This window comes from Candidatus Neomarinimicrobiota bacterium (assembly GCA_017656425.1).
In the GTDB taxonomy this organism is placed as follows: domain Bacteria; phylum Fidelibacterota; class UBA2242; order UBA2242; family B5-G15; genus JACDNV01.
Window position 1 is genome coordinate 1 of the sequence record JACDNV010000009.1, and the last position, 26806, is coordinate 26806.

General features: G+C 34.2%; 26 protein-coding genes. 11 read left to right on the forward strand and 15 right to left on the reverse strand.

Annotated features, from left to right (window positions below; translation table 11 throughout):
* The 10 genes from H0Z29_07335 to H0Z29_07380 all read left to right on the forward strand — a co-directional run.
* The coding region (locus tag H0Z29_07335; protein MBO8131312.1) for a hypothetical protein at positions 1-205 on the forward strand (205 nt) is incomplete at its 5' end.
* Entirely contained in the window at positions 202-438 is a 237-nt protein-coding gene (locus H0Z29_07340; protein ID MBO8131313.1) for a hypothetical protein, read from the forward strand. The genes H0Z29_07335 and H0Z29_07340, both read left to right, overlap by 4 nt.
* Complete coding sequence (locus H0Z29_07345) at positions 435-842, forward strand: T9SS type A sorting domain-containing protein (GenBank protein ID MBO8131314.1); 408 nt, start codon at positions 435-437, stop codon at positions 840-842. Before H0Z29_07340 ends, H0Z29_07345 begins: the two co-directional genes overlap by 4 nt.
* Before the next feature lie 64 nt (positions 843-906).
* Entirely contained in the window at positions 907-2688 is a 1782-nt protein-coding gene (locus tag H0Z29_07350; protein ID MBO8131315.1) for an O-antigen ligase family protein, read from the forward strand.
* Positions 2678-4477, forward strand: coding sequence for a hypothetical protein (locus H0Z29_07355; GenBank protein MBO8131316.1), 1800 nt, complete (start codon positions 2678-2680; stop codon positions 4475-4477). The genes H0Z29_07350 and H0Z29_07355 overlap by 11 nt, the downstream gene beginning before the upstream one ends.
* Before the next feature lie 2 nt (positions 4478-4479).
* Entirely contained in the window at positions 4480-4899 is a 420-nt protein-coding gene (locus H0Z29_07360) for a hypothetical protein (GenBank protein MBO8131317.1), read from the forward strand.
* A gap of 128 nt (positions 4900-5027) precedes the next feature.
* Positions 5028-5519 carry a hypothetical protein gene (locus tag H0Z29_07365; GenBank protein MBO8131318.1) on the forward strand — a complete coding sequence of 164 codons (492 nt, stop codon included), beginning with the start codon at positions 5028-5030 and terminating at the stop codon, positions 5517-5519.
* A 124-nt stretch (positions 5520-5643) separates the two neighbouring features.
* Positions 5644-6852, forward strand: a complete 1209-nt coding sequence (locus H0Z29_07370; GenBank protein MBO8131319.1) for a D-galactonate dehydratase family protein — start codon at positions 5644-5646, stop codon at positions 6850-6852.
* 17 nt (positions 6853-6869) lie between these two features.
* The gene (locus tag H0Z29_07375) at positions 6870-9758 is read left to right on the forward strand and encodes a glycosyl hydrolase 115 family protein (GenBank protein ID MBO8131320.1); all 2889 of its coding nucleotides are present in this window, start codon (positions 6870-6872) and stop codon (positions 9756-9758) included.
* A 493-nt stretch (positions 9759-10251) separates the two neighbouring features.
* A complete protein-coding gene (locus tag H0Z29_07380) occupies positions 10252-10551 on the forward strand; it encodes a GIY-YIG nuclease family protein (protein ID MBO8131321.1) in 300 nt (99 codons plus the stop codon).
* 295 nt (positions 10552-10846) lie between these two features.
* On the opposite strand, the gene H0Z29_07385 is transcribed toward H0Z29_07380, so the two are convergent.
* Positions 10847-12004 (reverse strand): AraC family transcriptional regulator, encoded by a 1158-nt coding sequence (locus H0Z29_07385; GenBank protein ID MBO8131322.1) that lies wholly within the window; start codon positions 12002-12004, stop codon positions 10847-10849.
* Between the two features lie 5 nt (positions 12005-12009).
* A complete protein-coding gene (locus H0Z29_07390; GenBank protein ID MBO8131323.1) occupies positions 12010-12864 on the reverse strand; it encodes a mechanosensitive ion channel family protein in 855 nt (284 codons plus the stop codon).
* A gap of 251 nt (positions 12865-13115) precedes the next feature.
* Between H0Z29_07390 and H0Z29_07395 the strand changes: the two genes are divergently transcribed.
* The gene (locus H0Z29_07395; protein ID MBO8131324.1) at positions 13116-13484 is read left to right on the forward strand and encodes a co-chaperone GroES; all 369 of its coding nucleotides are present in this window, start codon (positions 13116-13118) and stop codon (positions 13482-13484) included.
* A 3-nt stretch (positions 13485-13487) separates the two neighbouring features.
* Here H0Z29_07395 and H0Z29_07400 read toward each other — a convergent pair whose 3' ends face one another.
* From H0Z29_07400 to recF, 13 genes are read right to left on the reverse strand one after another with little or no spacing between them, the layout of a single operon-like run.
* Positions 13488-14351 (reverse strand): hypothetical protein, encoded by an 864-nt coding sequence (locus H0Z29_07400; GenBank protein MBO8131325.1) that lies wholly within the window; start codon positions 14349-14351, stop codon positions 13488-13490.
* Positions 14352-14362: 11 nt separating this feature from the next.
* Positions 14363-15616 carry a hypothetical protein gene (locus H0Z29_07405; GenBank protein MBO8131326.1) on the reverse strand — a complete coding sequence of 418 codons (1254 nt, stop codon included), beginning with the start codon at positions 15614-15616 and terminating at the stop codon, positions 14363-14365.
* Positions 15616-16647 (reverse strand): HEAT repeat domain-containing protein, encoded by a 1032-nt coding sequence (locus H0Z29_07410; protein MBO8131327.1) that lies wholly within the window; start codon positions 16645-16647, stop codon positions 15616-15618. The genes H0Z29_07405 and H0Z29_07410 overlap by 1 nt, the downstream gene beginning before the upstream one ends.
* The gene (locus H0Z29_07415; GenBank protein MBO8131328.1) at positions 16644-17213 is read right to left on the reverse strand and encodes an RNA polymerase sigma factor; all 570 of its coding nucleotides are present in this window, start codon (positions 17211-17213) and stop codon (positions 16644-16646) included. Before H0Z29_07415 ends, H0Z29_07410 begins: the two co-directional genes overlap by 4 nt.
* A gap of 57 nt (positions 17214-17270) precedes the next feature.
* Positions 17271-18929, reverse strand: coding sequence for a S8 family peptidase (locus H0Z29_07420; GenBank protein MBO8131329.1), 1659 nt, complete (start codon positions 18927-18929; stop codon positions 17271-17273).
* Positions 18922-19602, reverse strand: coding sequence for a hypothetical protein (locus tag H0Z29_07425; protein ID MBO8131330.1), 681 nt, complete (start codon positions 19600-19602; stop codon positions 18922-18924). The genes H0Z29_07420 and H0Z29_07425 overlap by 8 nt, the downstream gene beginning before the upstream one ends.
* Positions 19599-20003: a DivIVA domain-containing protein gene (locus H0Z29_07430; GenBank protein MBO8131331.1), complete on the reverse strand. Its 405-nt coding sequence runs from the start codon at positions 20001-20003 to the stop codon at positions 19599-19601. The genes H0Z29_07425 and H0Z29_07430 overlap by 4 nt, the downstream gene beginning before the upstream one ends.
* Positions 20000-20293 carry a YggT family protein gene (locus H0Z29_07435; protein ID MBO8131332.1) on the reverse strand — a complete coding sequence of 98 codons (294 nt, stop codon included), beginning with the start codon at positions 20291-20293 and terminating at the stop codon, positions 20000-20002. The genes H0Z29_07430 and H0Z29_07435 overlap by 4 nt, the downstream gene beginning before the upstream one ends.
* The gene (locus H0Z29_07440; protein ID MBO8131333.1) at positions 20293-20982 is read right to left on the reverse strand and encodes a YggS family pyridoxal phosphate-dependent enzyme; all 690 of its coding nucleotides are present in this window, start codon (positions 20980-20982) and stop codon (positions 20293-20295) included. The genes H0Z29_07435 and H0Z29_07440 overlap by 1 nt, the downstream gene beginning before the upstream one ends.
* A gap of 17 nt (positions 20983-20999) precedes the next feature.
* Complete coding sequence (gyrA, locus tag H0Z29_07445) at positions 21000-23480, reverse strand: DNA gyrase subunit A (GenBank protein ID MBO8131334.1); 2481 nt, start codon at positions 23478-23480, stop codon at positions 21000-21002.
* A gap of 3 nt (positions 23481-23483) precedes the next feature.
* Entirely contained in the window at positions 23484-25409 is a 1926-nt protein-coding gene (gene gyrB, locus H0Z29_07450; protein ID MBO8131335.1) for a DNA topoisomerase (ATP-hydrolyzing) subunit B, read from the reverse strand.
* Positions 25406-25681, reverse strand: coding sequence for a DUF721 domain-containing protein (locus H0Z29_07455; GenBank protein MBO8131336.1), 276 nt, complete (start codon positions 25679-25681; stop codon positions 25406-25408). Before H0Z29_07455 ends, gyrB begins: the two co-directional genes overlap by 4 nt.
* A gap of 16 nt (positions 25682-25697) precedes the next feature.
* Positions 25698-26798: a DNA replication and repair protein RecF gene (gene recF, locus H0Z29_07460; GenBank protein MBO8131337.1), complete on the reverse strand. Its 1101-nt coding sequence runs from the start codon at positions 26796-26798 to the stop codon at positions 25698-25700.
* Positions 26799-26806: the final 8 nt, after the last annotated feature.

Genomic DNA, 26806 nt, shown 5'->3' on the forward strand with positions numbered 1-26806 from the left:
AACATATCTCTGGGGAAAGTATTATATAATTGACAAAGAAACTGGTGACCTTATACCAATTGAAGACTTCAAGAATAAAAATTCAAAATATCAAAATGTAGATCTAAGAAAAAAATATCATCCATTTTTCGATATAGTAATTAACCCCAGAATAAAAATTGATTATGATGAAAATACAATTTTTATTAAAAGGGGGAAGCAATGAAGAGAAAAGTTAAAATAATTGGATTATTTTTAATAATATTCTTTTTTTCATTTAATGCTAAAGCCGGCTATTTCCCCTTAGAAGGAGGTACACCTGATGATTTTTCTTCGTCATTCGGTCCGAGATGTCTCAATAATAGTTACGATTTTCATGAAGGGCTGGATATAGGAAATGTTGATGTCGGAGATTATGTATACTGTATTATATATCTGGATATATACCGCCAGATTTGACTGCTCTGGAAGAGTATTTAAAAGATATGATGGAGATGGATAGTCTGGATTATGAGCCTTATAAGAATATAGAGAAGAAAATTGTTACGATAAATATACCAGTGAAATTTGCCCTAAAGCCTGCCTATCCAAACCCATTTAATCCTGTTACCACAATACCATTTGAATTACCAGAAGATTCAAAGGTAAGAATGGATGTATATGATATACTTGGTAGAAGAGTGGTTGAACTGATTCCGCAGGAATCCATATGGACAAACGGTATTTATACAGCTGGATATCATAACATAACCTTGAATGAAGCAAATCTTGCAAGTGGTGTATATATCGTAAGAGCTGAGATGATATCGATGAAAGATAACAGCAGACATAGCTTCATAAGAAAGGTGATGTTGCTGAAGTGAGAGTGGTTCTATAAATGGGGGGGATGGTGAGTTTTTACTCAACATCCCCTTTTATTTTATTACAATGAGAAATCTATTTAAATATTTTTTTAACATAATAACATTAATTATAATAATTCTAGTAATCCTGGCTATCGATAACTCTGTACACCATCCCTACCATACTCCCAAAAACTATATTTTTATATCTATTGTCCCTCTTGTATGTTTAATTTCTTTAATAATCGGTTTCAGAAGAAATAATTCTCAACTGTCATTCACGATTATAGAAACACTGTTACTTGTTAGAATAACATGGCTATTTATTACAAATCCAACATTATGGAAAAGTACCAGTTTACTCGGTCACTGGATTATTTTATCCTTAATAGTTCTAACACTACTTATAAGGCAAATAGCCGATATTATCTTTATAAGAGCGTTTATTACATCCCTTTTCCTCCTCGGGACTATTCAATCTATTGTTGGTCTATTTCAACATTTTACAATAAGAGAAGTACCTGAAGGTATTATAAAAACAGTAATGATTGGCACGGTTGGTACTGCAAATGGATATGGCTCATTTTTAGCTATCTCATTAATTGCTGGACTATACTTATTAGTAAAATATAGAAAAAAGACCTTTGTTTTATCTACTATTATTCCAATACAAATCTTAATTCTTTTATCACTTATGCTTAATATGAGTAGAGGCGCTATACTAAGTCTATGCGTATGTATCCTTTTAGTCACTGGTTATATTTTATACAAAAAGTTTAATATTAACTTAAATTTGATATACCTTATTTTGCCAGGTTTATTTCTTATTTTTATAATAATTCTTTATAGAATCAATCCAGAATCTGCAAAAGGAAGAATAATGGAGTGGAGAATATCTCTTCCAATGTTTATTGAAAATCCGATTAAGGGGATTGGATACGGTAGATATGCGGTTGAATATCTTAATTATCAGGGCAGGTTTTTTGCCAATGGTAAACATAAGCAACTGGAATATAAAGCAACTAATATCAAACAAGCTCACAATGAATATATTCAAGCTTTTTGCGAAGCGGGGTTGATTGGTGGAGCTTTGTTTATATCTATATGGGTAATAGCTATATACAATCTGGCTAAGTTTTCTTTCAATAAAAATTTAAATATAGAATATGTAACTACTGGACTTATATTACTTGTTTTATTAATTCATTCGTTGGTAGATACACCACTGCATGTTTTGCCACTCTCTGTGGTTGCATATTCCATTCTTGGTACTGTCCCTGGGAAAAAGTATGTATTTCATATTTCAGGAAAATTAAAATATTTGATCTTAGCAATACTTATAGCATACACAGGGTATACGTCTCATAAACTTATCTACCAATATCCTGCTTACAAATACTGGCAGAAAGGTGTATACTTTGCAAATATCCAACGCATGAGACTGGCAGAATATGAATATAGAAGGGCATTAAAAATATTGAAAGACAATGGTGAGCTATTATTTCATCTAGGTTCTTCACTTGTTATTAGTGGAGATTATACAAGAGGTATTTATTATCTTAATAAATCGAGATTAAATTTTAACGACAGAAATATATATCTTTCACTTGCCTTAGCTTATACGAGATTAAAAGAGTATGAAAAAGCTATAAAATACGCAGAAATAGCGCACAATATGTTTCCCGATCACCTTGCACCGTATCTAATTCTCGGGGAGATATATTACTATACCGGGGATTATGAAAAATCAAAGAAATCTTTGATTAAATGCATAAACAGAGACACCTATATACAATCAACTGATATTACTCAAATTTCCATGGATGCAAGAAATTTATGGGAAAGATTTTATAATCGTGAACACTAAGGTTACTTTACTCGTATTAGCATTATTATTAATATTTAACTGTTCAAAAAAGGGAAGTAATGAAATTAGACTAATTATTTCAGAACCCCTTATAAATAGAGTTTCAGATACCGTCAGTAATAGACATGATTCTGGTTGTGTCGGGTTCTACAAAAAACATTTTCCTCCTGAGATACTGACAGAAAAGTATTTTAATACAGATTCTTTAAAGATACTTAAAAAAATAACCGGTATAAATTGGTATCCTCTTGAGACTGAAGACACAATAATAAACTTTGTAAATATATTCCCTCCTGAAGATGACACAAATAGAGTTGTATATGTTGCAGAAATAGTAGAATCTAAATCTGATAAAGAAAAAATCTTATCCCTTGGTTCTGATGACGGTTTTATACTTTATGTCAATGGAGACTCTGTTGCCAGCTGGCATACAGGGCGGCAGGTACTACCTAACGATGATTTCATCCGTTTCAAACTAAGAAGAGGTAAAAATATACTTTTATATAAAATTGATCAGGGGACAGGCTACTGGGGTTTATACAGAAAATTTGTTTCTCAAAATTTAATTAAAAAGACTGCCTACTCCCGTGTAGCCTACTACTTTGGAGACCTACCCGAATCCTGTATCCTACCTGATACATCAAAATTCCTACAGCTAAAGTTTAAAAATAAATGGTTCTACGATAAGTTTTTTCATGTAGTAATTGGATTTAGAGAAATGAATAAAAATGGCAACTACCTTTCAAGAAAAAATTTTATACCTTCCAGGATTCCAGAATGGATAAGATTGCCTGATAAATTTAAGGGAAAAGTTATTTATGAAATAGAAGTATATGATGTAAATGACAGTTTACTTTATAAAGAGGAAATTCCTATCTTTTATGAAAAAACGGTTAATTATATAATAAAAAATATTTTGAATCATAAATTAAATATCGATGATCCAGTGTATATAGCAAGATATAATGCAGTTATGACAATGTTTGATATAATGGATGATTCATATGAAGTTCAATTTTCAACCAGGATGAAAGCCCATGCTCTATTTGATCTGTATAGATACTACATAGGTTTAAATCCATATACTGGTCTATTTAGTTCAGGGCCTCGAGTATGGGGATATAGATCCCGGATCGATAGCACAGTTCAACCATATAGAGTATTTATACCTTATAAATTACCATGTAATAAATATGGAAAATTCAATCTCATTATAATAATCAGGTGGGCACTACAAAAGGACATAAACTACTGGAAAACGCAAATGATCAGGTCACACTGGCGGACAGCAAAGCGGGTTGAGCTTAGCACGCAATATCAAACAATACTTGTAGTACCCGGTGGAAGAGGTAAAGAAAACTATACAGGAAAATCAGAGGAAGAGATACCGATAATAATAGATGATATTTCATCTATTTTTAGTATTAAAAAAGACAATATATCATTTTATGCTGATAGTGATGCACCAATGCTATTAATTAGTTTGATGAAAAGAGTAAGACTACCCGCTTCAAACATTGGCTTTTCAAAGCCGATTTTCCCAGATAAAGATAAATACATGATCTCAACTCTGAGATGGATAAAAAAGTTATATCCAGAAGTAAAATGGTATATATGGCAGGCTGGCGAAGATAAGAAAGCGCCAATAAACGTTACTGTGAAATGGATAGATTATATGAAAAAACTGGACTTTGATCTAAGATATTTCATCGAACCACATTCAAACCATGATGTCTATATAGGTGATCAAGAAAAAGCATTTTATGAAATCATAAATAGATGGGAATAGGTATGAAGGCAAAGTTGTATTTTCCTATGTTAATTACTTCGATTTTTATCCTAATGTGCACACGTAATGTAGAAAAAAATTGTATTTATGTGGATATGAGTAATGAGCATGATAAAAGTAATTTCATGCCAGAGAAAGGTGACAGTGTATTTATAAAAGTTTATTTTGATAATAAAAAATACAAAATCTTACCAATGTTAGATATTAATAATGATTGGATTTATAGCATCCCGATAAGAAAAGTAACAAAGCTATTCACAGAACCAGTTGATACATTAAAATTTACTTTTAAAATAAAACCCGGAAGTTTGCGCTATCTATCCAACAAGGGAGAAGAAATCATAAGCACCGAAAAGTTTTCCTCAATGACCTTTATGAATACAAACCGGTCTTTGTTTTTAATCAAGCCTACACAAGACTGAAAGAAGCTGAGATTACATTCACCGTTGGTACCTTTAACCAGCAGATTCTTGGACTATTTAAGCCCGAGGAAGGAGATATTATAGTTGTAAGTGGCAACTTTTGTGACTGGAGTGAAGAGGGTATTCCTATGGAAGATCCAGACGGTGATAGTATATACACTGCGAAAATTTTAGTCAAATATGATCCAGAAGTACCCGTCGAATATAAATTCAAAATCTTACCAAATAGAAACATTTCACTTCCAAACAATGGATGGGAAAGTGTTCAGAATAGGATACTGGATGTCAATGGTAGAAAGAAAATAAAAGCACCATACATTGAATTCGGTGATATAAGAAGGGTAGCAAGATTTATTGTTGATGCAAAAAATCTTATCAGTAAAAAAGTTTTCCTACCCTTAAAGGGAGACATACTTCAGATAGAACTTAATCTCGATGGCAAATGCACTTTAACTGATGCCTTAACTGCTTCAGAAAATTCAATATATGAGACAGCAGTTATGATTCCATTGAAGGTTAAAAAAATAAGATATAGACTTGTAAAAAACATAAATATCCCTTTAACAGACTGGAGAGACATTTTTGTGGGAATCAGGGGTAAAATTACAAATATAAAATAAAGTCTTCTTATAATAATCCACTTAAAGGATCCACTATTTAACTCGAAACAGAATTCATTAAAAAACTATTTCCATAAATGGTATATTTATTATAATATTCACTGTTATTTATGGAGAAAAGAAAGTGAAAATAACAAATGCAAAGGTAATCGTTACCTCTCCTGGCAGAAATTTCGTCACACTAAAAGTATTTACAGATGAGGGAATATATGGGCTGGGAGACGCTACTCTTAATGGCAGAGAAATGGCTGTCGTTTCATACCTTGAAGAACATTGCATACCAGCTCTTATCGGAAAGGATCCTATGAGGACAGAAGAAATCTGGCATTATTTTTACAATGGTGCCTATTGGAAACGGGGACCAGTTACTATGACTGCAATTGCTGCAATCGATGTAGCCCTATGGGATATAAAAGCTAAAGCTTTGGGAACCCCCCTTTATAATCTTCTTGGAGGAAAAAGCAGGGAAAAAGTATTGGTTTACACACATGCCTTCGGAAAATCCATTGAAGAAACCATTGAGGATGTTGCACGGAAAAAAGAGGAAGGACTTCTGGCGATCAGAGTACAATCAGGGATACCTGGTATCGGAGCAGTATATGGTGTCCCAAAATCAGGCGGAAGATATGAACCGGCAGAGAAAGGATTACCAAAAGAATATACATGGGACTCGACAAAATATCTTAATTTTTTACCCACCCTTTTTGAAAAACTAAGGCTTGAGTTCGGCAATGACATACAATTTTTGCACGATGTCCACCACAGACTGACCCCCATCGAAGCTGCAAGACTTGCAAAAGAACTTGAACCTTATCACCTATTCTGGCTGGAAGACCCTATACCCGGTGAACTTCAGGAAGGATTTCGAATAATCAGACAGCACTCGAGAATACCCATCGCCACTGGCGAAGTATTCAATTCAATTTATGATTATACCACATTATTTACTGAACAACTGATCGATTACATACGCATGCCTATTACTCACGGCGGTGGAATTACACACCTATTAAAAGTAGCCGCGTTTGCCTCGGTATATCATATCCAAACCGGTTTTCACGGACCCACAGACCTTTCACCAGTTTCAATTGCAGTGTCAATACACCTTGACCTTGCCATAAATAATTTTGGAATTCAGGAATATATGCCACATGAGGAAATCGTCTTTGATGTATTTAAAGTAAATTACCATTATAAAAATGGTTACTTTTACATTGGTGATGAACCGGGAATTGGAGTTGATATAGATGAAGAAAAAGCTAAAAAATATCCATATAAAATGGCATCTCTTCCAATAAACAGAAGATTTGATGGCACCATAACATATTGGTAAAAATAAAGAGGAAAACGATGAAAAAGGAAATTTTTTTCACCATTTTCATAATCTCAATAATTAATGTCAATACACTTTTATCCGTTGAAAAAAATCCATATATAAAAACTGAGTACAAAAAGGGCTACTTTCCACTAGTAACAAGAAAACATGCTACGCCAATTTTAATAAGCCAAAATGATTACAAAAGTATACTAAAAGCAGCTCGTGATCTATCTTTAGATATTGAAAAAGTCACGGATAAAAAACCAAAGATTATCTACAATGTAGCAAAAAAAGCAAAAACCTTGATAATTATTGGAAGTTTGGAAAAATCGAACATAATAAAAAGTCTTATTAAATCAAAAAAAATTGACACCTCTGACATAAAGGATAGATGGGAAACATACAAAATCTGTATTGTTAAAAAGCCTTTTAAAGGTATAAAGGACGCCCTTGTTATTGTTGGAAGTGACAAGAGAGGGACAATCTTTGGCATTTATGATATATCACTTAATATCGGTGTTTCACCGTGGTATTGGTGGGCAGACGTGCCAATACAACACAAAGATGAACTATACATACCCTCAGATTTTGTGCGAGTTGATAGTCCAAAAGTTCAATACAGGGGATTATTTATAAACGATGAAGCTCCGGCACTTTCAGGGTGGGCTTATGAAAAATTTGGCGGTTTTAATCATAAGTTCTATACAAAAGTATTTGAACTTATCCTTAGACTTAAGGGTAACTTTCTTTGGCCAGCAATGTGGGGAAGATCTTTTTTCGAAGAAGATACATTAAATTTTAAGCTCGCAAACGAATATGGAATTGTCATTTCCACTTCACATCATGAGCCATTAATGAGAGCCCATGTTGAATGGAGATGGCACGGAGAAGGACCATGGAATTATGAAAAAAATGCAGAAGTTTTAAAAGAATTCTGGAAAGAAGGTGTAGAAAGGAGCAAAAATTATGAATGCATTTACACAATCGGTATGCGAGGTGATGGTGATGAGCCTATGACAGAAGGCACAGCCATTAAACTTTTAGAAAGAATAGTAACTGATCAACGTAATATAATTCGAGAAGTCACTGGAAAAGACCCCTCAGAAGTTCCACAGGTATGGGCTCTTTATAAAGAGGTTCAGGATTATTATGATAAGGGAATGAAAGTGCCTGATGATGTGACTCTTTTATTCAGTGACGATAACTGGGGTAATATCCGAAGACTCCCGCCACCCGGTAGCAAACCAAGAAAAGGTGGTTATGGAATGTATTATCACTTCGATTATTATGGTGGTCCGAGAAGTTATAAATGGCTGAATACAATTCAAATAGAACGAGTCTGGGAGCAGATGCATCTAACCTATGTGTATGGTGTTAGAAAAATATGGATTGTAAACATTGGTGATATTAAACCAATGGAATTTCCAATAGAATTTTTTCTCGATTTTGCCTGGGATCCAACAAGGTGGAATGCCGAAGATCTTCCACAATATTACAAACTGTGGGCAAAAGAACAATTCCCCGATGAATTCGCAGATGATATTGCAAATATTTTAGCAAAATACACAAAATATAATGCCAGAAGAAAACCTGAGCTTCTCTCACCGGAAACCTATAGCTTGTTCAACTACAATGAATTCGAAAGAGTTGTCAATGAATACAACGAAGTTGCTAAAAAGGCAGAAGAAATAAACGCCAGACTACCTGAAAAATACAGGGATGCATATTATCAGCTTATTATATATCCAACTCTTGCATGTGCAAATCTGAACGAGCTCTACTATACAGTAGCAAAAAATAGGTTATATGCTAAACAGACCAGAGCATTAACAAACTATCTTGCGAAAAAAGTAAAAAAGTTATTCGAAAAGGATTCTCTGCTTTCATATAAATATAATAAGGAAATCGCTAACAGAAAATGGAATCATATGATGGATCAAACTCACATTGGATATACCAGCTGGCGAGATCCGGAGAGAAACATTATGCCTGAAGTCTATATGATTGAAAATAAAAATGAACCTGATATAGCAATTATGGTAGAGGGTTCATCAATTCTTCTTCCTGACAGTGGAAATACAGCTAATCTACCAGAATTCGATAATCTCAATAATCAAACCTACTACATTGAAATATTTAACAGAGGCAAAGAACCTTTCACATATGAAATTGGATATGACAAAAATATTTTAACAGTTTCTGAACCCACAGGAGAAATTACAACAGAAAAAAGGGTTTACCTTTCAATAAACTGGAATAACGTCCCTGCTGGTAAAAATACTTACAAAATAAAAATAAGAGGTAATGACAAATCTTTTACAATAAATGTTCCAGTGTTCAATTATTCCGGCATCTTACCAGAAAATTTCGTTGGATATGTTGAATCAAACGGATATATATCGATTGAGGCTCCTCATTATACCAGCAAAGTAGAAAAAGATACAATTAGATGGGTTGTTATTCCCAATCTGGGCAGAACCAACTTTTCGATAACACCCATGCCGGTAACTGTGTTTAATCTTAATCCAGAAGAAAACTCGCCTCGACTTGAATTTAATTGCTTTTTTAGGGATTCAGGGAAAGTGGCAGTCTATGTCTATGTATCGCCAACCCAGAATTTCTTTAATACACCTGAGGGGCTGCGATTTGCAATGTCTTTTGATAATGAGAGACCACAGGTTGTTTCAATGCATAAAAATGACATAGGACAGGATTGGACTTACCCGATGTGGTGGAATGAATCAGTAGCAAATAACATTAGAATTTATAAAACAGAGCATTATCTAGATAGGCCAGGAGTCCATACATTGAAGCTAATAATGGTAGACTCTGGGATTGTATTTCAAAAAATCGTAATTGATACAGGCGGTCTGAAAAAAAGCTACCTGGGTCCTCCAGAAAGTTATAGAGTGTGGCAGTAATAAACTATTAATTAACACTTTCAAGAAAAATATCATCAGGTAGTGCCAGTTTCACAAAGCAGATTGCCACGTCGCTCACTGACGTTCGCTGCTCGCAATGACATGGCAGGTGTCCCCCACACCCGTCGTTGCGAGCGTTAGCGAAGCAATCTGCTTTGAAAAAGCCTACCATACACAGCTATTGGATAGGCTTATCCTACTGTCATCGATCTTTCAGATTAGATTGCCACGTCGCTCACTATCGTTCGTTCCTCGCAATGACACGGCAGGTGTCGCCCCTTACCCGTCGTTGCGAGCGTTAGCGAAGCAATCTACTTTGAAAGAGCATCAATCAGTCTGAATGTAGAAACACAACCCATAATGCCTTCAAACTTAGCAGAGCAGATCACTTCGTCGCTCGTATTACTCACTCCTCGTGACGACTGGTAGGATTAAAATTAATATTGATTATTTTAATAAAATGTAATACAATAATCAAAAAGTATAATAAAAAATGCAAAAGCACTATTATGTATATATAATGACAAATAAGAACAATACGGTATTATATACAGGTGTTACAAATAATCTAAAAGTTAGAGTTTATGAGCATAAGGTTGGTATTGGAAGCACATTTACGAAAAGATATAATATAAACAAGCTTGTTTACTATGAGATTTATGAAAATCCGATTGATGCCATTTCAAGGGAGAAGCAGATAAAAGCAGGGTCAAGAAGGAATAAAATAGATCTTATAAATAGCGTTAATCCTGAGTGGATGGATTTGTATAGTGAGGTTGATCTTTCAGATTAGATTGCCACGTCGCTCACTGACGTTCGCTCCTCGCAATGACATGGCAGGTTCCCCCACACCCGTCGTTGCGAGCGTAAGCGAAGCAATCTGCTTTGAAAAAGCAAACCGAGTAAGAATGTAAACCTCCATATCAACCACAGGCTTTAGAATACAATTCACTTCATCAACTATTTATGAATGAATAGCTATCGGTTCACTTGCAATGAAAATAAAAAACGCGTTGTATGTGTTTTTACAAACTTGTTATAAAGAAGAAAGCGGTAAACATACAATCGCATGAACGCTATCAGGAAAGCTATGATATGTTCAACTGCTTATCTCTCAATACCCTATCTCTATATTCTGATGGTGTAACTCCATAATATTTCTTAAAAAATTTATTAAAAGTCGATTTTGAATTAAATCCACAGGCATATGCAATCTCCAGAATATTTCTATTTTTATCAATATTTTCTTCAAGAATCTTTCTCACCTCATTAATCCTGTAAAAATTTATGAATTCATAAAAACTCTTTTTCAGTTGTACATTAAGAACCTCCGATAAATAGTAAGATGGTACCTTAAGTCTGTTTGCCAGCTTCTGTAAATTAAAGCTACTATCTAAAAAAGGTTTTTCGGTATCCATCAACTTCAATAGTTTATTGCAAATTTCATTCGCTTTTTCTGGTTCCAGTCCTGACTTCACATACTTTTTCTTTTCTTCACTTTGAAAAATCTTCAATTCATTAAAATCAATACAAAACAATCCATCTGCTTTTATCAACCCAAAATAGCCAAAGGAATATATTGATATACCGAATATTACACTGGAAAGGGTAAAATAGTTCGATAAATTTATTCCAAAAGAAAATAGTGCATTCTCCGCTCCAAAAACCAATATACCAAATAAAAATACTACTACCAGTATTTTCATCCAATTCGTATTAAACTCATCTACCGACGAGTAATATTGAGTAATTTTATTTGAATATTTGTATATATTGTAATAAGCCAAAAATAGGTATATTATAATTTGAAAAACTATCGACCAATTAAAAACGATAGACATAAATGGTGGATGATCTGTGTAAATTTCTTTAAAAGAATTAATGACGACAATTTCAGGTTTGAAGTAATCGGGAACCGTAATAATTAGGTATATAAGATATGGTAAATAATGAAGAAAGTCTATTCTCTGAAATCTCTTTAAACCTGCTAAAACATATTTAACATATTGATAAAAAAGTGGACCAGGCAGATATACCAAGCCATCTAAAACAAGTGGGATATAGGGGAATTTCATCTCCAGCTTCAAATCAGTATAGAGGAGATTGAATAGTATCAAATTGCAAACTGTGATAAAAAAGAAAAGAATTTTATTGGGCAGAAATCTTCTATTCTTTTTTAAAATAAACAGACTTAATAGAAAGCCATGAGATATAGCTAAAACCAATACAACATTGGAAAAGTTCATATTTTTTATTTATCACCCATATATACTTTTACATGAGGGAAAGGGATTTCTATTTTTTCCTTATCAAAAATCTTTTTAATCCTTCTTCTATACTCTCCCATTATATCCCACTGCTTCAATGGAGCCGTCTCACCAACAAGTTTAATTATTATACCCGATTCACCAAAATTATCCACTCGTAATATCGTCGGTTTGCTATCAAGAATGTACTCTTTCCATTCTGATTCTTCTGCCATATCTCCCCATACTTTCTTCATTATTTCCATCACTCTATCTAAATCTTCCTTGTAAGCAACGCTTATATTCAAATGTGCTCTGGACTTTTCCTGAGTCAGATTACTTACCATACCGATAATTCCGTTTGATATTATATGCCTTGCGCCATCAAGATCCCGAATAATGGTTTTTCTGAGGTTTATTTCCTCAACAATTCCAGAGACGGCACTACCAGTGGAGATGTGAATCTTCACAACATCCCCAACATTAAACTGGTTTTCCATAAATATGAAAAATCCAGCAAGCCAGTCTTTGATGAGCGATTGAGCGCCCAGTCCAATAGCTATGCCTGCAACGCCAAACCCCGCTAGTGCTGCAGTAATATTAACACCAAACATATCAAGGATTATCAGCAAATATATCGTCCATGTTACAAACGTCAGAAAATTTATTGCAATTCTGATAAGAGTTTTTGTTCTTTTCTCTATTTCGACATTAGACTTTTTCTTTACCCGCTTTTCGGTGCCTTTTTTTATTAAAATAGGGATCATCCGACGGATTAAAATATAAGCAACAACAAAAATAATTGTAATGAGCAATACCTTAAGTCCATGGCTAATAAAAAATTTCTTTAATATTTCCATTATACTCACCTCTTTATCTATTTAAATTTTGACATAACTATAAAAATATATTAATAATTTATAAATTTTGAATAAAAATAGTTTTACAATTTAAATTTATAAACTTACGATAAACACAAATAATCCATTGAATAATAGGCAATAATAATAGTTATTAACATTCAAGATATTAAATTCGTTCTCACACATAAACTATTTTTTAAAAAAATACTGTCTATATTTTCAAATTTTAATATTAAATTTATTACGCCATGAAGAAGAATCGAGAAATAATACTTGTAGGTGACAAAGTATTAATAGATCCTGATCCAGAAAAAGAGAAATCCCCTGCTGGATTATATCTTCCTCCTGGAGTAAAGGAAAAAGAAAAAGTTCAGGGTGGATATGTGGTAAAAACCGGTCCTGGTATTCCAATCCCATATCCTGAAGATATAGATGATGAAGAACCATGGGAAGAAGAGCAAAAAGATGAACCAAAGTACATTCCTCTTCAGGCCGAAGAAGGTGATTATGCTATCTTTATCAGAAAATCAGCAATAGAAATAGAACTCGATCAAAAAAAGTATTTAATCGTTCCCCACAGTGCGATACTTATTTTAATTAGAGAACAATACGTTTAATATTTAATCAATCCATTCTATATTTATGCTTCCCAATCCTATTTCAAGATAAAGCCTGATCTTTTTATTGGACTTTTCCCAGTTATCGCTTCTATAAAACCCATCCTCAAATTCATAAAATCCATCAATTGATAGAGATGAAAGAAAAGACCTGTCAGCTTTCACCTCAACAGCATATTCTCTAGGTATTTTCACTGTCATACTACCAAGACCAACAGTCAAATAACCTCTGACGCTTTTTTGTGCTAAACCTTTTAAATATACCACAGTATTGCCCATACCACAATCGATCTTAAATTCTTCCGCATTTGAGTTAAGTAAGTTATAAACAGTCACATCTCCCAATCCTGTGGCAAGCTCAAAATTGTTCATAACCTCTTTATTCAAATCATCAAAAATAACATCGACATCACTAAGCCCTACATTCAAACTGAGTTCTTTTATTTTCAAGTTCGTAAAATCCATTTTCCCTGAACCAAGACCTATATTTATATTAAAGGTATATTTAATTAAAGTACTGAAACTCAAATACCAGTTATTCTTAATTCCCCCTTTCCCGCCAGATCTACTACCTAAAAAACTTTTTTTATCAACTTTTTGTGAACGAATTTTCAATTTCCCCTTTGGACCAAGCTGTATGTATTCAACAATTGGTCGATATTCTTTATCCCTATAATTAACATATGCCTTCACAATGTAATTTTTATCATCCATCGAATACAATTCTATATTCCCTAAGCCAATATCCATATTTACATCTACTAAAGCCTCGCCACTATAGTCTATGTTCTTACGATATTCATATTCCCTTGCATGGATAATCATCGCTACAAATAAAAATATTGATAAAAGTAACATCTTTCTCATATCAAACTCGCTTAAAATTCTTCTATTATAATGTCGCCACCTGTGGTTTTCAACTCAATAATATTGCCACCACCATTCAGCAATACCGTCCCTCTCTTTACTACATAATCGCCACTACTTTCAACACTCAAATTTATTGGAAAATCCGAAATAATACCGCAATCATCTCTATATCTTTTTCTAACCTTTACTTCAGCTTTGATTGTAGCCTTACTATTAGGTTTAATCCTGAAAACAATATTACCTCCTGATGTTGTAATTTTACCTGATTTAATGCTACTATCCTTATCAGGTAACTTTGAAACTTCAACATCGCCACCAGAGGTCATTGCATCGATACTGCCTTCACTATTTTTTACCTGTATATCGCCACCGGATGTATGCAAATACAGATCTCCTGAACTATAATTTACAATAATATCACCACCAGAAGCTATTATCTCCCCATAATTATTTACAGTATCAACGTATATATCACCACCGGATGTTCTTAACGTAGCACTTTTCAATCTACCATCTATTTTAATATCACCACCTGAGGTTCTGGCTTCAATTCTTTTTCCCATACAATACCTAAATTTTATATCACCGCCAGAAGTGGAGGCTCTCACATAACCATTTGCTTTTCTACATATAATATCGCCACCAGAGGTATGCGAAGATATATCACCATCAATATTCTCAATTTCTATATCTCCACCGCTAGTTGATAACTCAACATCTCCGAAAGAATCTTTAACATATATATCACCACCTGAGGTTCTTAAAAATATTTCTCCACCTATCTTCTCTGACTCTATATCTCCACCGCTTGTATTAACATCAATTTCACCATCAAGCATTATAAGGCTTACATCCGATCCAGCAGCCTTCACCTTAATATTGGAAACCTTTGGTAATTTTAAGATATAGCTTATACTAACTTTTCTTATATTATCACGTCCAGTAATCTTTATTGTAGAGCCCTTTTTATCAACAACAGCCTTGTACTTACCAACTAATTCCTGTGCTTTAGCTTCAGATAATGTCAATAAACGTATTCTTTGAAGTAATATAACTTTGTTATAACCGCCGAGAATATTCAAATCCCCCGTTATATTATCTAAAACTACATTTGGAACATCTATTGTCGGAATACTATCTACATTCGTAATAATAAAGTATCCATCTTCTTTTTCGACATCCATAACCCCAGCATAGGTAAAAGGATTTATTATTAGAAATAAAAAAGAAATCAGCACAGTTGTATATACAATTTTTTTCATCACTTTCCCCTTTTCGATGATAGCCTATCCAGCCATGCTTTTGCCTCGCTTCTTAGAGAATCATCTGTCTCTCTGTAAGCGACAAGAGCAAATATCGGTATAAGTGATTGATCCGCAGTATTCGCTAACACCTCAAAAGCCTCTCTTCTTATCAATACATCAGGATCGTTTAGTAGTACCTTTTTTAACACCTCTTTCACCTCTTTATCTGAAATATATTTTTTCAAATACCGGAACGCTACATATCTCGGTTCATATTCCTTCTCATTTAAAAGCGAAGATAGAAAAACTTCTTTATTTTCATAAAACCGATCGGAAAGAACTAGCAACCTTAATGCTCTGGCACGTTTATCGGGATCATTATCGTGAAGAGCAGAGTATCTAAGCATGTTTAAAATCACAGGATCATCCAGACCTCCAGTTAATCCCATCTCTTTTTTAACCTCAAAATTTATTTGGACAGCTCTGCCTGTACCTGTTCGTTTTTGCTTCTCTCTCGTAATATCCTTTAATTCTTTAACTTCAAGCTCACTAGAACCAAGGAAATAGCTCGCTACCAGCTTCTTTATATACTCCTTTTCTTCGATTGACATATCCTTCCTGCCCTCGATTACACTCGCTATAATCTTCGGATCTTCAATAATAGCACTGCTCATCCATAGTTTCCCTATTATTATTCCGAGTACAAATGTTACTACAAGTGTACTAAAAGTGTATGCTGGCCTCGAAAAAGGGAAGTAAACTATATCTCTTAATATACTGACCAAATTCTTTTTTTCTCGAATCGGAGATGCTTTTTCATCTTCGATCCTTTCCATTATCTTCTTATTTAATCTTTCAAGAATAAGAGGAGAATATTCTGGAATTGAATGTTTATCTATAAATTTCTCCATCTGATTATATTCCCTCAAAAAATCCATACAATGTTCACAGTAATGCAAATGATTTTCTATTTCTACTCTTAGATATTCATCATGCTCCCCATAGATATACAAAATAAGATCCTCTTTTTTGTACTTTTTGCAACTCATATTAGCCCCTCTTTGTAGTAGGGTTTCAAAATGTTTTGAAGCTTTCCTATTGCCCTGAATAAATATCTCTTAACTGTTCCTTCGCCACAATCCAGTATTTCTGCTATTTCTTTTATTTTCTTACCCTCATAATGCTTCATTATAAAGACCGTTCTTTGTTGCTTTGACAGCTTACTTAAAGCAACATAAATAATTTCATTGACATTTTGATCTTCTGTTTGCTCATATGATAAAGACGTATTCGCTTGTGCTTTGTCCCTGGGATTCATATCGTCTATTGGTTCTACATACCCATATCTCTTCTTCATCTTAAATTGGCTAAATGCAATATTTGCCATAATTCTATATAACCAAGTAAAAAACTCGCTTTCGAACCGAAAACTCTTAATATTTTTATATATTTTCAGGAATGTTTCCTGATATAAATCTTCTGCGTCATTAAAATTTCTGGTAAAACGCAAAGCCTGATTCATCGCCCTCTCACCATAGCGATTCATTATCTCAGCAAAAGCCATTTTGTCTCCATTTTGAGCTTTTAAAATTAGTTCCCTTTCAGATTCTTCCATTCCTATCCATTTTACTAAGCAATAGGTTAGACATATACCTAAAATAAAGGTTGTCTTTTATCTTTTAAAAAATGTGAACTTGCCACTTCCGATAACTTTATTATCAATTTTCACCCTATATAAATATATTCCCGCTGGTATATCCAATTCTAAACCAGATAAGTTGTAATAACCCCCTACTGGATATATTTCCTGCTTATTTTCCCAGACAAGTTGACCCAGTATATTATAAATATTTATGCTTAATATGCTTTTATCTATTTTAACGTTGTCAATTTCTACAGCGAAGTTTATTAATTCCTTAGCTGGATTGGGATACGGGATAATCTCTGATTTGACCTTTGATAAATTATTCAATACCAAAGCTCTTTCTACAGCCTCACTTATATCGGGAATACCCCATCCATAGAGGTTATCAGGAGAAAAAGCTCTATCACCTGAAGACCTCAAAATATTTAGAACATCACATGGCTTTAAATTAGGATTTGCCTGAAGAATAAGCGCGCAGCCTCCTGCAATCAAAGGAGTAGCTAAAGAAGTTCCACTACCCCAGCCATAAAAGACGCCATCATCTATTGCCCCAAAAGTATATACACCCATTGCACAGACATCGGGTTTAACCCTCCCATCAAAAGTGGGACCATGGGAGCTAAAATAAGCGATATTGCCCAATGAATCTACTGCTCCAACCGTTATTGCTCCAAAAGCGTCTCCTGGCGTTAAAATCCCTCCATCCCTATACTTACAAGCCTCATTACCAGCGGCTGTAACAATTATTATGCCTCTCTTGAAGGCTTCGTTTACTGCGATCGATATAGGAGCTGTTTTACCATCAATAATTTCAAAAGAATAGGTAGTATCATCAAAATCACGATACCCGAGTGAGGTAGAAATTATATCAGCTCCAAGTGAATCTGCCCATTCTATTGCGAAAATATAATTATCTTCTTCAATGGTCGTTTCTGAACGCACATCTTCTGTCTTAGCCAGAATAATTTCGGAATCATAACTAGCTCCTATTAAAACACCCGGGACATACCCGGATATCAAGCTTAATACCATCGTTCCGTGCCACTGTTGAGGATATTCTCCTGGCTCATCTTCAACTTCTGTGTCTTTGTAAATAAAATCTCTTTCAGCTAATAACAATTCATTATTTATCAATCTGTTGAACGCTTCGTGAGATTTCATAAATCCCGTATCAAAAAGTGCTATCCTTATTCCTTTCCCAGTTAATCCTCTAGAATGTAGCTGAGGTATATTCAACATTTCAAGCTGCCAGTAGGAATAACCATATACATTGGCAGACTTACGAAGTCCAATATTCACTGGAATGTAGCTACCACAAGTACTTTTATATTTTCCGACCGGGATTATTTTTTTAACAAACGATAGCTTTTGTAATTCACCTATTCTATCTTTATTAATTCTACAGCTAAAAGCACCGAGAAACCTCGAATAACCCTCTATTCTATTAACATATAACTCGAGCTTATTGTAAATTCTTTTATCTGGATAAAAATCTTTCCATGAGGTTATGTAACCAGCTTTAACATGCCTTATTTCAGCTTTCTCATCATATAAGACCTGCTTGCCCAGGAATCTATTCAAACTCTCTTCAGAAATAAAAACCCAGTACTTATCACTGGGAAGCAGCGTACCCTCATAAAAAAGCAGAAAGATAACAATAAAAGCTCTTAATTGAAGCCTAATCACTTTCCTTGATAAAAAATTTTATCAGATTATATAGAGTATATTCAAGATTATTTAAGCTCCTCGCTAAAATAGTGCCGATGACTTTTTTCAATCCGGTATACCTAGCTAAAACTGCATATGGAAATATATCTTTTGTGTACGCAATTACTGGAAATACCTCTTTCGCCTTTTTCTCAATTTCTGTCAACATATTAATATTTTTGGGTATCAATGCAATACCTTTGTTTAATATAACTTCTGATGACAGGTAACTCTTTAATGCTTTTAAGCAAGAAATATCGTATAAATTGCTAATATCAGGAAAAACAATCCCTGTTTTATCCGAATTTATCCCTATAAGTGGATTTGTACCAGAAAGATTTATATGATCCTCAACAAGAACTATCTCTGTGTTATCGCTACTATCAACTATATTACCGGAACCAATTAGAACCAATCTTTTAACACCCATTTGTACTACATTCCTTATTATACCTGACTGAACCTGAGGTTCATTTACTTCCACACAGAATAGAAGATTTTTGGGTTTTAGCTTATAAACATTTATATTGGGAAGCGAAAAAATTTGCTCAAAACCTCCCGTCACAGGGATAGCTTGTATTATAACAGTGTCTAAGGGAATTTTAAGCTTTGAAGAAAGTAGATCGTAATAATTTATATGGCTAAGTTTCATTCATTTTTATCTTCAAACTCATCCAATCTTACACTTATTTCTACAAACTCTCTCAGTTTATCTATTAACTCCTCTATCTCCTTTATTATTCTCATCTTCTCAATTTTTAATTCACTAAGTTCCGCATATGCTTTCTCTTTTTCTCTCTCCGCTTGATTGATAATATCCCCAGCTTTTGCTTTTGCCTCCCTTAGAATATTTTCTGCCTCCACATTCGCCTCTTTTATTATTTCTTCCGGAGACTTACCATCAAGACCCGGAACTCTATACTCCTCCAATTTATTATGTAAATTTTCAATCTCGCTGGCTACAGCTTCAAGAAAATACTTTACTTCAACAGTATCGAAACCCCACAGACTTTTATTGAACGTTTTATTTCTGACATCTTCAGGGTTTATCATAAAAATAACTCTCCCAGTCTAATCAAAGTACGAACAAGAAATTCATTAAGAAAATAAAAAATTAAAATAGCTATAAATGGCGCAAGGTCAACATGTTTAATATGAATCTTTTTTCTTATCTGAATGAGTACAGGTTCAACGACAATTCGTAGAAAATTTCTCATGGGGTTGTTGTGTAGGGCAGGTATCCAGAATAAAATAGCATCGACAATTATTAAAAAAATATAGATATTTATTAAAATCGATATCACCTTTGCTATTGCAATTAAAAAATAACCGATTAGAAACATCAGTTCCTCTCCCCAAATAAAGCTCTACCAATTCTAACCATGTTAGAACCTTCTTCAACGGCGATCTCAAAATCATCGCTCATACCCATCGATAAAGTATCTATTTCTGTTTTAGGTATCTTCGATTCTTTTACATTGTTATAAATCTTATACATCAAACGAAAAGCCTGCCTAATTTTTCTTTTATTATCAGTAAGTGGTCCAATAGTCATTAGTCCCTTTACTACTATCCCATCGAGCTCTGATATCTTATATATAAAATCAATTACCTCTTCGGGATCTATTCCAAATTTTGTACTCTCACCTGAAATGTTAACCTCTACCAACACAGGCAATCTCTTATTTAATTCTTTGCTATATTCTGATACTTTTTTAGCAATTTTCAGTGAATCGATTGATTGTATAATATCGAAATATTGCACAGTTTTCTTTGCTTTATTGGACTGCAAATGGCCAACTAAATGCCATATGATTTTCCCCCTTCCAAGCTGTTCAATCTTTGGTATTGCTTCCTGCACTCTATTTTCGCCAATATCATAAATACCACATGATATAGCCTCTTGTATTACACTGACAGGTTTCATTTTAGAGACCGCAACAATTCTAACACTTTCCTTACTTCCTGATCTTTCAAGAGCATCTCTAATTTTCTCTCTTATTTGCTGTAATCTGCTCTTAATATCAATCATAATAGGATAAATAATTATTATTCACTTTGCCCTTCATCAACCACAAAATCCTCTTCCGATTCCATTACTCTTGTTACAGCTGATATTTTATCATTTTCGTCGAGTTTTATCAAACGCACTCCTTGAGTAATCCTGCCAATAACTCTTATATCAGAAACAGAGAGTCTTATCAACACACCTTTTCCGGTGATAATCATTAAGTCATCACTGTCAACGACTTCAAGCATAGCAATCATTTTTCCATTTCTTACTGTCGTCTTCATTGTAATCACTCCTACACCACAACGACGTTGAATAGGATAGTCACTTATTTTTGTCCTCTTGCCATAGCCATTCTCTGTAACAACGAGGAGAGTCCCTTCTCTTCTTACTACGACCACACCTACTACTCGATTTCCATCACCTGGGAGTTTTACTCCAAGAACACCCGAAGCATTTCTACCCATGGGCCTAACATCCTTTTCATTGAATCTTATTGCTTTCCCATAAGCCGTACCTAAGATAATATCCTGATTACCGTTTGTAAGCTGTACATCAATAAGGTCATCATCATCCTGAAGAACAATTGCTCTAATACCGGTTCTCCTAGGTCTACTGAAGCTCTCAAGTGGTGTCTTTTTAACAAGCCCATTTTTCGTAACCATCAAAACATATCTATCACCGTCAAAATTCTTTACATTTAAAACTGCCTTCACCACTTCATCTGGCTCAGTATCTATTAAATTAACGATTGCTGTACCCCTTGATGCTCTACCAGCCTGAGGGATTTCATGTACTTTTAACCAGTAACATTTTCCTTTATCTGTAAATATAAGAAGATAATCGTGAGTCGAAGCTATAAATAGATTGCTTACAAAATCTTCTCCTTTTGCTTTAGCACCTGTACTTCCTCTTCCACCCCTATTTTGCCTTCTGTAGGCAGAAACGGGAAACCTTTTAATATATCCATTATTTGTTATTGTTATGACCATATCTTCTTCTGCTATCATATCCTCAATCTTAAACTCTCCAACATCATCGATAATCTCTGTCCTCCTGCCATCTCCATAAGTATTTTTTATTTCAAATAGCTCTTGCTTAAGTATTTCCATCCTTAAAGACCTGTTGCCCAATATCTCTTTTAATTTTGCTATAAGCTTTAATGTCTCCTTATATTCTTTAACAACTTTTTCCGTCTCCAGACTGGTCAATTTCTGCAATCTCATATCCAGTATAGCCTGTGACTGCCTTTCAGACAGTCCAAATCTTGACATCAATTTATTTCTTGCATCCTCGACAGTCTTTGAAGATTTTATAATTGCTATAACCTCGTCAATATTATCAAGTGCTATTTTTAACCCTTCAAGGATGTGAGCTTTTTCCTCTGCAGCATTCAGGTCATATCGTGTTCTTTTTACTATTATTTCATGCCTGAAATCTATAAAGTGCTGCAGTACCTCTTTAAGGTTCAACAATTTTGGTACACCATCAACAAGAGCCAACATATTAATTCCAAAGCTATCCTGCAGCTGGGTATGGGAGTAAAGTCTATTGAGTATGACCTCAGGTACTGCGTCTTTCTTTAATTCAATAACGACCCTTATTCCATCCCTATCTGATTCATCTCTTATATCAGTTATACCCTCGATGGTCTTCGACTGAACAAGTTTTGCAATTTTTTCAATTAGTGAGGCCTTATTTACCTGAAAAGGTAGCTCCGTTATTATTATACTTTCTTTTCCTCCCTTTGATTTTTCAATATTTGTTCTCGCCCTTATTTTAATTACACCTTTGCCTGTCCTGTAAGCCTCCTTTATTCCTTCAATACCCATAATGAAGCCACCTGTCGGAAAATCCGGTCCTTTAACAAAATTCATAAGGTCATCAATAGTACAATCGGGTCTATCCACAAGATAAACTATTGCATCCACAATCTCATCTAGAGAATGTGGTGGTATATTTGTCATCATTCCAACTGCGATACCACTACAGCCATTCATCAGCAAGTTGGGTATTGCAGCAGGTAGCACAGATGGTTCTTTCAGAGATTCATCAAAGTTAGGTACAAATTCAACCGTATTTTTATCAATATCCCTCAATAACTCGCCAGCAATTCTGGTTAGTCTCGCCTCAGTATAACGCATCGCGGCCGGACTATCTCCATCGATGGAGCCAAAATTACCCTGCCCATCCACAAGAGGATATCTCATTGTAAAGTCCTGAGCCATTCTTACTAAAGCATCATATACCGCACTATCACCATGTGGATGATATTTACCAAGGACTTCACCAACAATCCTTGCACATTTTCTTGTAGGTCTATTATATGTTAGCCCAAGCTCACTCATACCGTAAAGTATTCTTCTCTGGACAGGCTTCAGTCCGTCTCGAACGTCTGGAAGGGCCCTAGCAACAATTACAGACATAGAATAATCAAGATAGGAGCCCTTCATCTCCTCTTCGATACTTACAGGTACAATCTTTTCTCTTTTGAAGTCAATGTTTAATTTATCATTCATAGCTTACACATCCAGGTTTCTTACAAACTTTGCATTTTTTTGAATAAAATTTCTTCTTGGTTCTACACTTTCCCCCATAAGCATTGAGAAAATCCTATCAGCAGCAGCTGCATCATCAATAGTGACCTGTAAGAGGGTTCGTGTCTCCGGATTCATTGTAGTTTCCCAGAGCTGTTCTGGATTCATTTCTCCAAGACCTTTATATCGCTGAATAGAATACTTTTTTCCATCTTTACTCAATCTCTTTAAAATTGCATCTCTTTCATCATCATCATATGCATAATAAACTTCCTTTCCATAAGCTATCCTGTACAATGGCGGTTGAGCAATATAAACATGCCCATTTTCAACAATTTCTGGCATGTACCTGTAGAAAAATGTCAGTAGAAGTGTCCTAATATGGCTTCCATCGACATCAGCATCAGTCATTATAATAATTTTATTGTAACGAATTTTTTCTATATCAAAATCTTCTTCACCAATACCTGCCCCAATAGCTGTAATTATTGTTCTAATCTCTTCATTACCCAATACTTTATCTATACGAGATTTCTCCACATTTAAAATCTTCCCACGAAGAGGTAAAATAGCTTGATATTTTCTATCTCTTGCTTGTTTTGCACTACCTCCAGCCGAATCACCCTCTACTAAGTACAATTCACATAACTGAGGCTCCTTCGATGAACAATCTGCTAGTTTTCCTGGCAGATAACCACCTTCCAGCGCCGTTTTTCTTCTTGCAAGCTCCTTAGCCTTTCTTGCAGCCTCCCTTGTTCTAGCAGCATTCAGACACTTCTCAATTATTCTTTTTGCATCCGAAGGATGCTTTTCAAGATACTCACCCAAACCTTCCGAAACAACGGAATCAACTATACCCTTAACCTCCGAGTTACCAAGCTTTGTCTTGGTCTGACCTTCAAACTGAGGCTCAGGCACCTTTATACTTATAACAGCAGTTAATCCCTCTCTTACGTCTTCACCTGTAAAAGTAAAATTTTCTTTTTTGAATAATTTGTATTTCTGGACATAGTTGTTTAATGTTCTTGTAAGTGCAGTCTTAAACCCAACAAGATGAGTGCCACCCTCTATTGTATTAATATTATTTACAAAGGTTAAAATATTTTCTGTATATGAATTATTATATTGCATGGATATTTCAACAGGAATACCATTTTGATCCTTCTCTAAATAAATAGGCTTAGAAATAATTGGTTGCCTATTCTCATCAAGAAACTTAACAAATTCTATAATACCACCTTTATAGCGGAAAGCTTCCTCATAATTGATTCTTTCATCTCTAAATATAATCTCCAGTCCTTTATTCAAAAAGGCAAGCTCTCTTAATCTCTCTATTAGTACATCATTATCAAATTCAACTTTTTTGAAAATCCCTGAATCAGGTTTAAAGTGAATAAACGTACCAGTTTTCCTTGTTTTTGCTATCACTTTAAGCTCGTCATCAGGAATGCCTCTTTTATACTCCTGATAATATATTTTGCCATCTCTGAATACCTTGACCTTCAACCACTCAGATAGAGCATTTACAACCGAAACACCAACTCCATGCAAACCGCCGGAAATCTTATAGACACCTTTCTCAAATTTACTACCTGCGTGTAACATTGTCATAACAACTTCGACACCAGGTTTACCAACTTCGCTGTGGATATCAGTCGGTATACCTCTTCCATTGTCCAATACACTAACAGATTGATCGTTATAAACCTTAACCTCTATCTTCGTACAGTATCCCGCCACAGCCTCATCAATTGAGTTATCCACCACCTCGTATACGAGGTGATGTAATCCTCTCTTACCTGTATCTCCTATGTACATAGCAGGTCTTTTCCTAACTGCCTCAAGCCCCTTCAGTACAGTAATAGTTCTCGCACTATATTCTGTTAAATCATCAAATTTTACTTCACTCACTTGAATATTATCTCCTCTATTATTATACTACCCATGAAGCTATTTATCTTATTTATAATCTCCTCTTTCCTGATATAAAGTTCATTTCTCCATACAGGTGAATCCACTTTTAGAAAAAGTTTGTTAAAGTCTACTCTGATTGGTTTTGTGTGTTTCCATATTTCTTCACCAACAATCAACTTCCAATCACTTATCAGTCTATAGCCCTTCAATACATCTGTATATCCATATTTCGAAATTAGCTTATCTATCGCTTGTTTTAGACTTTTCATAAAACCTTATATTTTTTTAAACCTCTATCAATTTGACATTGTTGATATGAGATTTTTCAAACCTATTATAATTAGAGATATCAGTAGTTGTAATTAAAAACTGGAAATCCGGAAAAAGCATATCACAAACTTTTGACATATGTTCATAATCCAGATAGGCAAATAAATCATCGAGCAGAGTAATCGGTGGTTCACTTAACTTCCTTTTTATAAATTCAGCTTCTGCAAGTTTTATTAAGATCAGTGCGGATTTCTGCTCACCTTGAGAACCAATATCTTTTATTTCCTTATCTCCATAGAGAATATTTATTCTATCAATATGCACCCCAGTTGTCGTTCTTGTTAAAATAATATCTTTTCTGAAATTATCCCTTAACGAATTAAAAAAATCATGATAAGTAATAAGTCCATTTGATGTATTTACTGATTGTTTATAAATGAACTTAAGTGATTTAGAATCGCAACCGCTATGTAATCCTATATCCGCTAATAGCACATTGAAACTTTTGAAAAAATTTTTTCTCTTTTCGTAGATAAGGAAATTCTCTTTTGATAAATTCTCATCCAGTAAACTAAGATAATCGTCATAATCAAAATCGCCTTTTTCCCTTTTACCTTTAAGTATTTTATTTCTCTCTAAAATATTTTTTCGGTAAGAAATAATCGTCTGAAAATATTTATTATCAACAATAGAAAGAAGTCTATCAACAAACTTTCTTCTCAAAGAAGGTGTCCCAGAACATATATTTTCATGTTCTGGTGATAATATTACCAAAGGAATTTTTCCTACTATATCTCTCAATCTCTCCAGTTCTTCTCCATTTACAAAAGCTTTTTTCCCCATACTCTCATGGCAGTTAAAATTTACCAAAATTTTTTGATTTTTCGAATTGTAAAAATGCCCAAATATCTGGAAAAAATCGGAGGAAAAATTTATTAATTCTTTATCATTTGAAACTCTAAAACTTTTATTTATACCAAGATAGTAGACCGCTTCCAGGATACTGGTCTTACCTGCTCCGTTTTTACCAATGATAATATTTACACCGTTGGTAAATACAAATTCCTTATTTAAGTAGTTTCTAAAATTTATAAGCTTTAATGTCTCTATATACATTAAAAATT

Coding starts and splice junctions, on each gene's coding strand:
- H0Z29_07430 (MBO8131331.1), bottom strand. CDS start 20,003: ATGATAAACCCTGAAGATGTCAGAAATAAAACGTTCAATAAAAGTCTG.
- H0Z29_07400 (MBO8131325.1), bottom strand. CDS start 14,351: ATGAGAAAGATGTTACTTTTATCAATATTTTTATTTGTAGCGATGATT.
- H0Z29_07395 (MBO8131324.1), top strand. CDS start 13,116: ATGAAGAAGAATCGAGAAATAATACTTGTAGGTGACAAAGTATTAATA.
- recF (MBO8131337.1), bottom strand. CDS start 26,798: ATGTATATAGAGACATTAAAGCTTATAAATTTTAGAAACTACTTAAAT.
- gyrA (MBO8131334.1), bottom strand. CDS start 23,480: ATGAATGATAAATTAAACATTGACTTCAAAAGAGAAAAGATTGTACCT.
- H0Z29_07415 (MBO8131328.1), bottom strand. CDS start 17,213: ATGGAAGAATCTGAAAGGGAACTAATTTTAAAAGCTCAAAATGGAGAC.
- H0Z29_07375 (MBO8131320.1), top strand. CDS start 6,870: ATGAAAAAGGAAATTTTTTTCACCATTTTCATAATCTCAATAATTAAT.
- H0Z29_07360 (MBO8131317.1), top strand. CDS start 4,480: ATGAAGGCAAAGTTGTATTTTCCTATGTTAATTACTTCGATTTTTATC.
- H0Z29_07410 (MBO8131327.1), bottom strand. CDS start 16,647: ATGAGTTGCAAAAAGTACAAAAAAGAGGATCTTATTTTGTATATCTAT.
- H0Z29_07405 (MBO8131326.1), bottom strand. CDS start 15,616: ATGAAAAAAATTGTATATACAACTGTGCTGATTTCTTTTTTATTTCTA.
- H0Z29_07390 (MBO8131323.1), bottom strand. CDS start 12,864: ATGGAAATATTAAAGAAATTTTTTATTAGCCATGGACTTAAGGTATTG.
- H0Z29_07380 (MBO8131321.1), top strand. CDS start 10,252: ATGCAAAAGCACTATTATGTATATATAATGACAAATAAGAACAATACG.
- H0Z29_07340 (MBO8131313.1), top strand. CDS start 202: ATGAAGAGAAAAGTTAAAATAATTGGATTATTTTTAATAATATTCTTT.
- H0Z29_07435 (MBO8131332.1), bottom strand. CDS start 20,293: ATGTTTCTAATCGGTTATTTTTTAATTGCAATAGCAAAGGTGATATCG.
- H0Z29_07385 (MBO8131322.1), bottom strand. CDS start 12,004: ATGAACTTTTCCAATGTTGTATTGGTTTTAGCTATATCTCATGGCTTT.
- H0Z29_07440 (MBO8131333.1), bottom strand. CDS start 20,982: ATGATTGATATTAAGAGCAGATTACAGCAAATAAGAGAGAAAATTAGA.
- H0Z29_07350 (MBO8131315.1), top strand. CDS start 907: ATGAGAAATCTATTTAAATATTTTTTTAACATAATAACATTAATTATA.
- H0Z29_07425 (MBO8131330.1), bottom strand. CDS start 19,602: ATGAAACTTAGCCATATAAATTATTACGATCTACTTTCTTCAAAGCTT.
- H0Z29_07365 (MBO8131318.1), top strand. CDS start 5,028: ATGGAAGATCCAGACGGTGATAGTATATACACTGCGAAAATTTTAGTC.
- H0Z29_07455 (MBO8131336.1), bottom strand. CDS start 25,681: ATGAAAAGTCTAAAACAAGCGATAGATAAGCTAATTTCGAAATATGGA.